We start from the raw sequence: 12,436 nt of genomic DNA, 5'->3' as shown, positions 1-12,436 counted from the left end.
ATTCAGAGGCTCCCTTGTAGCCTAATTGCCCAGTCGATACCAGTTTTGTGCATGGCGAGCATGCTGCCAGCGGTCTACACTGCACACTCACCTTCATGGAGACCCTCATGCCACGTGCCCTTCTGTCTGCCCTGCTGTTATTTTCCAGCTTGCTGCCACATTCCGCACTGGCGCAATGGCAGCAACACCAGTGGGACGTGATGGGCACCCGGGCCAGTGTCACCTTGTGGTCCGAGCAGGATGCGGCCCCCTTGTTTGCCGCCCTGGAAAAAGAAATGAGCCGTCTCAACATACTGCTGTCCCCCTGGGTGGAAGACAGTGAACTGGCAAAGGTAAATCGCCTGGCGGCCAGTGAAGCGCAGACCATCAGTGCCGAGTTTTATGCCCTGCTGGAAAAATCCCGGGACTACTACCAACTCACCGGGGGCGCTTTCGACATCAGCTTCGCCAGCGCGGGACACCTCTATGATTACCGTGAGGGCACGTCACCGGATGAGGAAACCCTGCAGGAAGCGACACGCCATATTGATGCAAGCAACATCCAGTTACTGCCGGCCAACCAGGTTCGCTTCACGGACCCCGGCACCACCATCGATCTGGGCGGCATCGCCAAGGGCTATGCCATTGATCAGGGCATCGACCTGCTGAAGCGGGCGGGTATCGAACAGGCCTGGCTATCCCTGGGTGGTGACAGCTACGTGCTTGGCGATCATCGCGGGCGCCCCTGGGGCGTCGGCATCCGACATCCACGAGACAAGGATGCCATCGCCATGCGTCTGCCACTGAGCGATATCGCCATGTCGACCTCGGGCGACTACCAACGCTACTTCATCAGCAAGGGCGAACGTATCCACCACATCATCTCCCCCGAGACAGGAAAGAGCGCGGGCGAACTGGTCAGCGTGACCATTTTGACGGAAAAGAGTATTGATGCAGACGCCCTGTCTACCAGTGTTTTTGTCCTGGGCAGGGAAAAGGGGCTGGCGCTGATCAACCGACTGGCAAACACGTCCGTGATCATTATCGACCAGCAAGGCGAAGTCTATTACTCCGACGACCTGGTGCCGCCGGAGTGAGCATCACCAACGTCATATCCCGATGAATACCGCGTCGGCCTGATACCCACTCCACACAACCATGCCGCATGACCGCGCCACAACGGCGGACGGTCATGCCCCCAGCGACGCTACTGGGGTGTGGTCGTTTCTTCGGAAGGCACTTCCGCATTTCCGGCAGGCACGTCCGGTTCGACAGGCCCGGCGGGCGCTGCGCGGCTGGCCCGCAGGGAACGGTAAACCAGATCCGCGAGCCCTTCGTGAGCAGCAGCGGAAAAACGCTTCAGCCGGCCACGGGTCCTGGCCACGTGCTGCACGGCCTCTGCCTGCAGCACATATTGCTGGCGACGCATGAGCACGTCACCGCGCTGCTGCAGGTCAGCCAGCATGCGCGCCAATTCCGGCAATTCCGTCTTGAAATGCTCCAGCCGATCAGCCCGGCTGGTGGCGTATAGCAACCGGCTGCGCAGCTTGCGGTTCTCTTCCAGCAACGACTCCACTTCCTTGAGCCTACGCTCACGCTCCCACTGGCGGGGAACAATGTCTTCCTGCATCTCCCATAGCAGTACGCCACGGTAGAACGCCAGTTTTTCATCCATATCAGGGCGCGCCTTGTCGCCCCACTGGCCGGTGGTTTCACTGGCTTCCTGCTGAGCCCGCCACAAGCGCCGCTCTTTATCCGTGGCGAAAGGGAGAGGATCTTCATCTTCTACCGCCTCGTCATAGCGCTTTTCCAGTTTTCTCAGCTTGCCCTGAAACGCTTGATCCGACAGCTCCTTGAGCAAGGCCTTCGCTTCCGGGCGCAGGGATTCCTGCTTGTATTCCTGGGCTTCCACCATGGCATTCAGGGCCGGCAGCTTGTTTTCCCACAGCGAAAGCAGGTTATGCTGGCGCATCAGCTCGTGATAGTTGTTCCAGCCCTGCTGAAAGCCGGCTGTGGCAAACCAGCTGTAGAACGTGGGGAAGCTCTCCACCCGCTGGGGAAGGAATTTCGGTACCGGATCCATGGCCGTGGACCATTGCGGCTCACCCACCATCTCCTGAAACCATTCACCACTGGCAATGCGGGCCTCGATCCCCAACAGGTAGTCATCCAGGGAATCAAAGCGCGTGATGGCGGTTTCAAATCCGGCACGCGCCTGCTTCAGGTTGCCCTGCTGGTCGTAGAGGATGGGAATGGCCAGCTGAGCCTCCTGCACGGCCGGGCGCTGGATGGACATCTGATCCAGCTTCTGCAGCGCAGGCAGGGCTTTGCCAGGGTGGTTTTCAATCAACGCAGCGCGGGCGTAGAGCATCAGGGATTCATCCGCAAAAGGCCCATCCGCCCGGGACGCAGACAACAATTCCAGCGCCCTGTCTTCCTGATCACTGCGCAACATATACACCGACAGGGCCAACATGGCCTTGTCCTTGATGGCATCGGTTTCGGTCTCGCCGGGAGGCAGGTTGGCCAGCTGCCACAGCCACTCCTGTCCAAGGGACGGGTGCTCACCGTTGATCCAGCTGATAGCCAGGTTGTAGCGCAGGTAGGCATTGAGCGGATGATCTTCTGCAAAGGCATCCAGGGACTCGGCCGCTTCCTCGTAACGGCCAAGACGCATCAGGATTCTGGCACGCAGACTGTAATAGACTTCCGCCAACTCCGGATCCGGTGTACCCACTTGCTCCTGCAGGGTTTCCAGAGCCTGGCTGTATTTTCCCTGACGGTAGTACAGCCCGGCCAGATGCACCCAGGCGCGACGGGCAACCTTATCGCTGACCGACGTATCCAGTAGCGCGTTGAACACCTTCTCGGCATCTTCCGGCATGCCATAGGCACTGTACATGGCCCCCAGCAAAACCTGCAGATCGGCACGGTGGTGATCCACCTCTCCGCGCTCCAACGCCATCTGGGCTCGTGTCAGGGCGGCGAAGTATTCCCCCTGCAAATACAGGTAGGCCACCTCACCATAGGCAGGCTCCTGTACCTTGTGTTCTTCATCCAGGCGCGCCCAGCTCTGCGCAGCCAGCAACAGGCTCAGTGTGACAAGCAGTAATCGCATGGATCAGCGCCATTCACGGAAACGGAAGCGGGGCTGCTGCTTGGCAGCGTCATCTTCGATGTGCAGTTGCACAAAGTGCCGGCCATGGCCCTTTTCGAACTGGCCATTGACGCCCCGGCGAATTTCGGTGCCCTGGGGGCCATCACCGGTGACAAAGGCAACCAGTTCATGGCCACCATTCTTCACGTTCGCCACCGCCAGGCGCTGCACCGCGCCATTGCGCAGGGCCCGCACTTCCTTTTCGGTATAGAGGTGGCTGGCAATCACTTCCCCATCCAGCTCAAGGGTGATGCTGTCCGGTTCGAAGAAATGCCCCACATCCAGAGACACATAGACACCCACCTGGGTATCCGCCGGGAAAAGCAGCTCTTCTTCCAGCAATAAAAGTCGCTTGTTGACCTCCAGCACTTCCCGCTTGAAATCCGCCAGATCCTTGTCCAGCTCGGCGCTCTGCAGCGGCGAAAATGCCAACAACAGCAACACGATGACTACACGGCGCATCCTTCCCTCTCACAACAGTGACGAAAATTTTTTCTGAATCTAACACACCTTTGTGTCAGTAGCTGTTGCCAGCTTCTCATCCGGCAATTGACAACATCCATCAAGGGATACATTTTTCAGACAAATGTTCCTTGCCACAACCTCGCCGGCGGTACCATTATCAAAAGGTCGATAGTCTCTATCGGCTACGTGCCGGCGGCCCGGTCATACGCCGCGCCATGCGCGCCTTGCAAAGGGCGCGGTGGCGCGACAGGAGTCCGGGCCGTCCGGCATGCACTTATTCCCATGCCTGACGCCTGACGCCTGACGCCTGACGCCTGACGCCTGACGCCTGACGCCTGACGCCTGACGCCTGACGCCATCAATGCTGATCAACCTGTCCAAATAAAGCGCAACCCTAAGCGCCATGATCACGCCCTTTAACGTTCCAGCCCAGAGACGAAACTGATAATTTGCAGGTTTGGTTTTATTGTCCGGCATCCAGCATCCGGCATGCCCCCATTGAACCTTCTGGTTATTCTTGGCTCCAATGTCAGAACCTCAAAACACGGAAATATCCATGAAACCACTGCTTTCTGCATGGCTGCTTGTGACAGCCCTCTTTCTTTCCGGCTGTCAGACGCTGGGTTCGCTGGAATCACCGGAAGTGTCGGTGGCAGGGATCAATCTGAACAAGGTCACCCTGTTTGAACAGGAATGGGGACTGACACTGCGGGCGCGTAACCCCAATGACCGCGATCTGACCCTGAAAAGCCTGGATTACGAGATCTATGTGAATGGCGAGAAATTCGGCCGTGGCCTGACCGCGGAAAGCGTCACTCTGCCGGCGATGGGCGATGCCACCGTAACCACGACCATTACCACCAGCCTGCTGGAAAGCCTGCAAAAGCTGCAGAAGATCCAGCAGGAGCCGGGAACACCGCTGACCTATCGCCTGGTAGGCAAGGCGAGAGTTGCCGGTGTGCCCATTCCGCTCAGCTTCGACAAGGAAGGGGAAATGGCGCTGCCCGCCATGCCCCGCTAGCCCGTCACCTGGAAAGCAGGCGCCTTCAATCTGGGAGCCTGCCTGCACGCGATGCGGCTTCTCCAACCGCACCATCGTTTGCAGACAAACTCCCACAGAAGGCAGGGGGCCCACTGCTGCCCCACATTTTACCCCCCGCTTTGGGACTGCCTCTCACCTTCCTTTGTGGGAGCTTGCTTGCAAGCGAATGCAGACAAGCGACCGCGGTCAGCGGACACTCAGGCCTTCCCTCACCCCTCGCCGGAACCGCGCCGGGGTCTGACCGGTCCAGCGGCGGAAGGCATGATGGAAGTTGGACAATTCCGAGAACCCCAGCCGGTCGCTGATTTCCTCCATGGTTAACACCCCCATCTGCAGCCATTGCTCCGCCAACATCCGCCGCACCTCATCCAGCAGCGCCCGAAAACAGGTGCCTTCCCGTTTCAGCCGGCGGCGCAGGGTGCGGCTGGTCATGCCCATCTCCCCGGCGACAGCCTCGGCGTCGGGAAACTGACCGGCCTGCTGCAGCAACCGCCGCCTGACCCGCGCCGCCAGGCTGTCCTCGGCATAGCGGCTGGCCAGCAGCTGGTCGCATTGCTCTTCACACAATCGTGCCGTCAGGGGATTGGCCTGGGGCAGTGGCCGCGCCAGCGCCTCCAGGGCAAACGCAGCCTCACTGCAATCCTCATCAAAGTCAGGACAACGACCAAACAGCCGCACAAAATCCGCCTCATTCCCCGCAGGTAGTCGCAGACGCAACGATGACAGCGCCACCCGCTCTGAAAACAGCTCCTGTTGAATTACCATGATGGCGCTGGCATCTCTGGCCAACAGATAGGGACGCACAGACTCGGGTAAATGCCCATCGCCCAGCATCAGCACCCCTTCCTCACCCCGCTCGGCCAGGTCCACTGCCAGAAACGCAAAGGTAAGCCCCAGATAACGCACCCCCAGGCGCAAGGCATCGCCAAAAGTGGGACTGGTCAGCAGGGCAAAGCCCCACACCCCATAACTGCTGAGATGGTACCGCTGCCCCATGGCCAGGCCATGGCGAACCGGATCGCCCAATTGCGCACAGAGGTTTTCGACCACGCGCAATTCCTGCTCCGCCTCGATGGTCTCATCGCTCTGATGGTGCAGCCTGTCCAGGGTGATCCCGGAGCCGTTCAGCAGCCCTTGCGCATCAAGGCCTTGCTCGACACCGTAGCCGACCTGCAACCGCACACTGGTAAGGGTTCTTGGGGCAATCATGCGTGTCCGCTTTCCACAATTTTCTGTCCCACAATGCCATAAACACCCCGGCCCAGTCCCGCTATTGTGACCTCCATAATGACAACAGGAATGTTTACCCCATGAACACGACACATCAGGTCATCATCATCGGTGCCGGTTTTGGCGGACTGGGCATGGCCATCCGCCTCAAGGAACAGGGCCAGGACAATCTGCTGATCATTGAAAAGGCTGACGACGTGGGCGGCTGTTGGCGTGACAACACCTACCCCGGTGCCGCCTGCGATGTGCCCTCGCACCTCTATTCCTTTTCCTTCGAGCGCCATTACCCCTGGAGCCGACGCTTCGCGCCGCAACAGGAAATCCTTGCGTACCAGCAACATTGCGCCCGCAAATACGATCTCTACCGCCACATTCGCTTCAATACGGAAGTGGCAGAGGCACGCTACCGGGATGAGGACAATGTCTGGGAGATCACCCTCAGCAACGGTGACACCCTCACCTGCCAGGCCCTGATCACCGCCACCGGCCAGCTGAACCAGCCAGCCTATCCGCCTCTGGAGGGCATCAAGGCGTTCGCGGGCCCCCAGTTTCACAGCGCGCGCTGGGACCATGATGTGGACCTGACCGGGAAGACCGTGGCCGTGGTTGGCACCGGGGCCAGCGCCATCCAGTTTGTTCCGCAAGTGGCCAGACGCGCCGCCAAGGTCATGCTTTTTCAACGCTCGGCGGCCCATGTCATTCCCAAGCCGGACCGTGCCTACACTGCCGTCGAACACTGGCTGCTGAAGCGGCTGCCGATCACCCAGACCCTGGACCGGCTGCGCATCTATGCCACCAACGAAGCCCGCGTGCTGGGGTTCACCTCCCTGCAGCAAGCCATGAAGCTTTACCAGTGGCTTTTCAAACGCCACCTCAACAAGCAGATTGCGGACCCGGCGCTGCGTGACAAGCTCACCCCGGATTACCCCATGGGCTGCAAACGCATCCTCATGTCCAATGACTATTACCCCGCACTGGCCCAGGACAATGTGGAGGTGATCAACCACGGCATACAGTCCGTGGACGCCAGCGGGCTGACAGACAGCGACGGCACCCACCACAAAGCCGATGTGATCATTTATGGCACCGGTTTTCAGGCCACCGATTTCCTGACCCCCATGAAAATCACCGGCCGCGAAGGCCAGGACCTGAATCAAGCCTGGAAGGACGGCGCGGAAGCGTACCTGGGAATTGCCGTGCACGGCTTCCCGAACCTGTTCATGCTCTATGGCCCCAACACCAATCTGGGCCACAATTCCATCATCTACATGCTGGAAAGCCAGATTCATTACATCCGCCAGTGCCTGGCCGCCATGGAAGACGACGGGCTCAAGGCCGTGGATGTTCGCGCCCACATCCAGTCCCATTTCAATGAAGGGATTCAGCGCAAGATTCATGACACGGTCTGGGACAAGGGCTGCCATAGCTGGTACAAGACCGCATCCGGCAAGAACACCAACAACTGGCCGGGGTTCACCTTCGATTATCGCCGCCTGACCCGTCAGGTTAACTGGAGCGACTATGAGCTTGTTCGTTGATCGGGTCAGCCGTTCGCAATCACTGTTTCAACAGATTCTGGCACGACTGCTGCGCACGTCCCTGGCACTGCTGTTCAAGCCCGCGACGCTGCTGTTGAGCCTGCCCGCCCAGCGCCGCTGGCTGGATATCCTTGCCCACACCACCCTGCGTGCCCGTGACGTGGCAGATCATGATGATCCGGTGGGCGGCGTCCCCTGCCGTCACTACCAGACCCTGCATGCCGAAGGGACAGTGATCTATCTGCATGGCGGGGGGTATGTGGCAGGCAGTCCGGACAGTCACAAGGCAATAACCTCTCATCTTGCCCGTTTTGCCAACACGCGCGTGGTGGTCCCCGATTACCGGCTGGCACCGGAGCATCCCTGCCCCGCCGCCATCGAGGATGCGCTAAGCGTGTATCAGACCTTGCTTGAACAAGGGGTAGAGCCGAAGAGCCTGACCTTGATGGGCGATTCCGCCGGTGGCGGCCTGGTGCTGGCTACCCTGCTGGCGCTCAAGGAAAAACAGATCCCCCTGCCCGCGAGTGTGATCCTGTTTTCCCCCTGGGTGGACCTGACCCTGACCGACCTGTTCGACACCGACCGGGATGCGCTGCTCAGCCCCAAATGGCTTCGCAACGCGGCCCGGGACTATGCCGGCAATGCCCCCGAACGCCCGGCCTGCTCGCCCATCAACGGTGATCTGAGCGGCCTGCCCCCGGTGCTGATCCAGGTCGGCAGCGACGAGATCCTGCTCAATGACAGTCTGCGCTTGAACGAGGCACTGAACCAAAGTGGCACCGAGTCCCGCTTGCAGGTGCATCCACAGCGCTGGCATGATTTTCAGCTACATGCCGGGGTGCTGGCCGATGCAGATCACGCACTGATGACCTGTGCCCGCTTTATCCATCAACACCGCAGGGAAGCTCAATCATGAAGCGTATCTTCATCACCGGCGCCGCCAGCGGCATCGGTCTGGCCACCGCCACACTGTTTCACAACAACGGCTGGACGGTGGGCATCACGGATGTAAATGAAAGCGCATTGCGTGAGTTGGCGACACGACTGGATGGCTGCTGGTATCGGCAGCTGGATGTCACGGATGATCTGGCCTGCCAGCACGCAGCCCGGGACTTCGCCGCCGAAGGCGGCCTGGATGTGTTGTTCAACTGCGCAGGCATCCTGCAGATGGGGCGTTTTGAAGATATCCCCGCCGCCAGACACAAACAGATCATGGATATCAATGTGACCGGGCTGATGTACATGTCCCTGGCCGCCTACCCCTATCTGCTGGAGAGCAAGACGCCGGTTGTCATCAACATGAGCTCGGCCTCCGCCATGTATGGCACCCCGCACTTCTCTTCCTACTCAGCCAGCAAGTTTGCCGTGCGCTCACTGACCGAATCGCTGGATATCGAATGGGGCCGGCAGGGCATTCGCGTAGCTGACGTGATGCCCCCCTTTGTGAGCACCCCCATGGTCACCGACGCCGAGTTCCGCGCACCGGTGATTGATCGCATGGGCGTAAATCTGGACGCTGACGACATCGCCAACGCCGTGTGGCAGACCGCCAACCAGGATACCGGCGTCCACAACCCGGTAGGCGGGGTTTTCAAACTGATGAAACTGGGCGACAAGCTGCTGCCCGGCTTCACCACTCGCATGCTGATGAAATTCATGAGCAGGGAGTGACGCCTGACGCCTGACGCAAAAAGGCCCGCCCGTAACCCGGGCGGGCCTTTTTGCGTCGGTAAAACCCTCACTATACCCCGCTGTAGGAGCGAGCCTGCTCGCGATCCGAGCCTAAGCGAGGTAAGGATTTCAGAGGCGAGTCTCGAGTTTCGAAGATCAAAACCCAAACCAGGTTCCTCGCAGCAGGTTTTGCCTTTCGAAACTCGGTACTCGCGACTCGAATCTTTTTACCTCGCCCAGGCTTGGATCGCTTGCAGGCAAGCTCCTACAGCAGGGAATAGCACGATGTGGATTCAGTCTTCAGCGCCACCCGCGTCCTCCGGCGCCGCAAAGGTAATCGTCACCTGGCGCTTGCCCCATTCCCGCGCCGCCTCGAGATCCTCTCCCATGTAGATATCAATTTTTTTCTTCCAGCGTCTATGCATCTTGTCTTTCACCTGCCAGGTGCCGGGCAGGCCCTCAATCTGTAGCTCCGCATTGTGACCAAGGCCCAGGGGAATCAGGTCACGGGACACGGCGATGACCTGCATACCCGGCTCCAGACGATCCCCCCAGGCCGCCAACGCATGATCCTTGCCATGGCCCTGCCCATGCAGGGAATTGTAGGCCGTAGCGGTCACGGTCATGGTCACCGGAGGTGGACCCGCCTCACTCACGGACACCGCCCAGGTCACGATCACCAGCACCAGTGCCAGGCCCAGGGCATTCACCTTGCGTTGCAGCGGAATCGGTACAGTCATCATATGCTCCGAATTGTGTTTCTTATCATGCTATCTCTGTTGCTCAGCGCTTGCGCCGCGCCGTCCTTCAACGCGCATGAACATCCGCTCGAACCCACATTGCGCCAGTGGCAACCGGAAGAACCTCCCCGTGCCGTGATCCTTGCCCTGCACAGTTTTGGCGATTTCTCCGCCGCCTATGACCAGCTTGGCCCGTGGTTCGCCGACGCGGGCATCTACCTGGAAAGTTACGACCAGGCCGGATTCGGCGCACGCCAGTTTGAAGGGCGCTGGGCCGGCGAAACACGGCTGGTGGAAGAAGCCGCCAGACGCATTGAACAACTGTCATCAGCTTATCATCAGCCGGTGTTTGTGATGGGTGAAAGCCTGGGAGGCGCCGTGGCCATTCTTGCTGCGCTGGAGCAACCGGACCGGGTGGCGGGCCTCATCCTGTCCGGCCCGGCGGTGCGCGAAGGCATTCGCTTGCGCTACGGCTGGAACCTGGCCATTGCCAGCGCGGCAACACTGGCGCCGGGCTACCGGGTCAGTGTGGAGCGCAACCCTGACAACCCCTTGCTCTCCCCCCACAGTGCCCAGCGGCTGGCCTACGATGACAGAGTCATGCGGGAAGTGCGGCTGGACAGCTACTGGGGGCTGATCAAACTGGCAGACACGGCCAGCGACCAGGTACCGGCGCTGACCCAATGGGACATTCCCGTGCTGTTGCTGTACGGCGAAAAGGATCAGAGCGTACCGGCCGCTGGCATACAGGCACTTCGCACCCACCTGCAGGGGCAAGTTCATTACCATCAGATCGAGCAAGGCCCCCATCTCTTGCTGCAGGGCAAGCAATGGCCCGCCACCAGTCAGCTGATCCTCCAGTGGCTGGAAGAACAGGCCAACCCCCAACCGGTGGTAACGGGTCAGAAAATCACCGGGCCTTCCACCAACCGCCTGACAATTGGCCCAGCGAGCCAGTTACAGCACCGCTCAGACTGATAGGCTATGACTTCCCTATTCAGGTACCACCCGGCTGCCACGGCGGCCGCTTTCAGGAGGATCACTTCATGGGCAAACGGGTTCTGATTACCGGCGCCAATTCCGGCATAGGTTTTTGCACAGCGGAACAACTGGCTGGCCGGGGAGCCGAGGTGATCCTGGCCTGCCGGGATCTGGAAAAGGGCCAGGCCGCCGTCGCCCGCATTAAGAATGCCCATCCTTCTGCCAAGGTGCGTCTGTTTTCGCTGGATCTCTCCGACCTGGACAAGGTGCGTGACAGTGCGGCCATCATCAACAGGGAACTCGACCACCTGGATGTACTGATCAACAACGCGGGTGTGGTGCCCACCCGGCAGGAATACAGCAAGGACGGCTACGAGATGCAGTTCGCGGTCAACTATCTTGGCCCGGTGCTGTTCACCCACCTGATGCTGCCGCTGCTGCAAAAAAGCGAGCAAGGGCGCATTCTGCACCTGGCGTCCGTGGCGCACTGGCTGGGACGCATCAACAAGAAGACCTGGCGGGGCCGCAAGCCCTATCTGGTCATGGATGCCTACGGGCAGTCCAAGCTTGGCAATATCCTGTTCAGCAATGTGTTGGCCGAGCGCCTGGCGGAACTGGGCATCACCAGCAACGCCCTGCACCCAGGGGGCGTGGATACCCCGATTTTCCGTTACGCCCCCAAGTTCCTGATGGCACTGATCCGCCCCACCCTGACCACCCCGGAAAAAGCCGCCCGGCAGACGGTCAGCCTGGCACTGGATGCGCAATACGCTGGTATCACCGGGCAATACTTTGCCAATTTCAAACCGGCGATGCGCTCACCACTGGCGCGCAACACTGCGCTGGCCGACACCCTGTATTACGACACCATGGCCGAGCTGGACCTGCCGGCCCTGTAGACCTTGTAGGGACAGGCCCAAGCTGCAAGCGACAACGCGCAGTATTGATCAGAAATACCCGGGCCATGCCCAGGCCCGGGCGCGGCCCTGACCAGTACGTAACCCCTGGCGCATGTGCCGCGTTGTAGCTTGAGGCTTGAGGCTTGTTACTCCAGCCCCGCCGACCGCACGGTTTCCTGCAACTGGGGATAGAACACCAGAAAGCCCGCTTCCAGCTCCGCATAACGGGGCGCGATTTCCTCCACGATCCCCGCAAAACCATTGGCAAAACGGATGCGACTGGCAATCATGTCCAGCGCCTGCCCCACTTGCTCAAGACGGGCATAGCGATTGAGCCAATCCTGCTCCACCATGGCCTGCATACGTGTGCGCATGGCATCTGGCATAAGGGCATTGCCGGCCTGCAGCTGGGCATAATGAAGATGGATAGTGTCATCGCGGGGACGGTCGTGAAATGTGCTCCAGTGCTGCCACAGGAAATGGTCGAACAGCACATCCAGGGCCACCCCGGCGAAGCGCCGCCGGGACGGCGAAAATGCCCGCCGTTGCGCCAGCACCCAATCATGATGATCCGTAAAACGATCCACCAGACGATGGTTATCCAGCCCCTGACGCACCGGCGCGGGTAGCGCCTGCACATCCACGCCGCGCATGAAGTCTCCCAGCATGTTGCCCACCTTGGAGGAAACGGAAGGCTGTGCCAGGGTCAGGTGGGCCAGATAGTTCATACGCTG

General features: G+C 60.1%; 12 protein-coding genes. 7 read left to right on the top strand and 5 right to left on the bottom strand.

The annotated features are described in order from the left end of the window. Positions 1 to 107: 107 nt before the first annotated feature. Complete coding sequence (locus HF945_RS02645; protein WP_290524225.1) at positions 108 to 1,076, top strand: FAD:protein FMN transferase; 969 nt, start codon at positions 108 to 110, stop codon at positions 1,074 to 1,076. A 110-nt stretch (positions 1,077 to 1,186) separates the two neighbouring features. On the opposite strand, the gene HF945_RS02640 is transcribed toward HF945_RS02645, so the two are convergent. Further along, complete coding sequence (locus tag HF945_RS02640) at positions 1,187 to 3,097, bottom strand: tetratricopeptide repeat protein (RefSeq protein ID WP_290524224.1); 1,911 nt, start codon at positions 3,095 to 3,097, stop codon at positions 1,187 to 1,189. Between the two features lie 3 nt (positions 3,098 to 3,100). Further along, on the bottom strand, positions 3,101 to 3,598 hold the full coding sequence (locus tag HF945_RS02635; RefSeq protein WP_290524223.1) for a hypothetical protein: 498 nt from the start codon (positions 3,596 to 3,598) through the stop codon (positions 3,101 to 3,103). Between the two features lie 559 nt (positions 3,599 to 4,157). On the opposite strand from HF945_RS02635, the gene HF945_RS02630 reads away from it, so the two are divergent. Continuing rightward, positions 4,158 to 4,622, top strand: a complete 465-nt coding sequence (locus HF945_RS02630; protein ID WP_290524222.1) for an LEA type 2 family protein — start codon at positions 4,158 to 4,160, stop codon at positions 4,620 to 4,622. 207 nt (positions 4,623 to 4,829) lie between these two features. On the opposite strand, the gene HF945_RS02625 is transcribed toward HF945_RS02630, so the two are convergent. After that, positions 4,830 to 5,852 (bottom strand): AraC family transcriptional regulator, encoded by a 1,023-nt coding sequence (locus HF945_RS02625; protein WP_290524221.1) that lies wholly within the window; start codon positions 5,850 to 5,852, stop codon positions 4,830 to 4,832. Between the two features lie 101 nt (positions 5,853 to 5,953). Here HF945_RS02625 and HF945_RS02620 point away from each other — a divergent pair, with 101 nt between their 5' ends. Genes HF945_RS02620 through HF945_RS02610 form a run of 3 tightly spaced genes read left to right on the top strand, consistent with a single transcriptional unit; the run spans position 5,954 to position 9,082 of the window. Beyond that, a complete protein-coding gene (locus HF945_RS02620) occupies positions 5,954 to 7,411 on the top strand; it encodes an NAD(P)/FAD-dependent oxidoreductase (RefSeq protein WP_290524220.1) in 1,458 nt (485 codons plus the stop codon). Beyond that, complete coding sequence (locus tag HF945_RS02615) at positions 7,395 to 8,327, top strand: alpha/beta hydrolase (RefSeq protein WP_290524219.1); 933 nt, start codon at positions 7,395 to 7,397, stop codon at positions 8,325 to 8,327. Before HF945_RS02620 ends, HF945_RS02615 begins: the two co-directional genes overlap by 17 nt. Further along, positions 8,324 to 9,082, top strand: a complete 759-nt coding sequence (locus tag HF945_RS02610; protein WP_290524218.1) for an SDR family oxidoreductase — start codon at positions 8,324 to 8,326, stop codon at positions 9,080 to 9,082. The genes HF945_RS02615 and HF945_RS02610 overlap by 4 nt, the downstream gene beginning before the upstream one ends. A gap of 293 nt (positions 9,083 to 9,375) precedes the next feature. Here HF945_RS02610 and HF945_RS02605 read toward each other — a convergent pair whose 3' ends face one another. Further along, positions 9,376 to 9,822, bottom strand: coding sequence for a hypothetical protein (locus HF945_RS02605; RefSeq protein WP_290524217.1), 447 nt, complete (start codon positions 9,820 to 9,822; stop codon positions 9,376 to 9,378). 27 nt (positions 9,823 to 9,849) lie between these two features. Here HF945_RS02605 and HF945_RS02600 point away from each other — a divergent pair, with 27 nt between their 5' ends. Both HF945_RS02600 and HF945_RS02595 read left to right on the top strand, forming a co-directional pair. Then, positions 9,850 to 10,800: an alpha/beta fold hydrolase gene (locus HF945_RS02600; RefSeq protein ID WP_290524216.1), complete on the top strand. Its 951-nt coding sequence runs from the start codon at positions 9,850 to 9,852 to the stop codon at positions 10,798 to 10,800. A 68-nt stretch (positions 10,801 to 10,868) separates the two neighbouring features. Further along, positions 10,869 to 11,702 (top strand): SDR family oxidoreductase, encoded by an 834-nt coding sequence (locus tag HF945_RS02595; RefSeq protein ID WP_290524215.1) that lies wholly within the window; start codon positions 10,869 to 10,871, stop codon positions 11,700 to 11,702. A 146-nt stretch (positions 11,703 to 11,848) separates the two neighbouring features. Here the strand turns inward: HF945_RS02595 and HF945_RS02590 are convergent, their stop codons facing one another. Continuing rightward, positions 11,849 to 12,430, bottom strand: coding sequence for an ACP phosphodiesterase (locus HF945_RS02590; protein WP_290524214.1), 582 nt, complete (start codon positions 12,428 to 12,430; stop codon positions 11,849 to 11,851). Positions 12,431 to 12,436 lie beyond the last annotated feature (6 nt).

It is taken from the genome of Alcanivorax sp. (genome assembly GCF_017794965.1).
Taxonomy (GTDB): domain Bacteria; phylum Pseudomonadota; class Gammaproteobacteria; order Pseudomonadales; family Alcanivoracaceae; genus Alcanivorax.
Note: the sequence above shows the minus strand (reverse complement) of the source record. Positions and strands in the feature narration are given on the sequence as shown.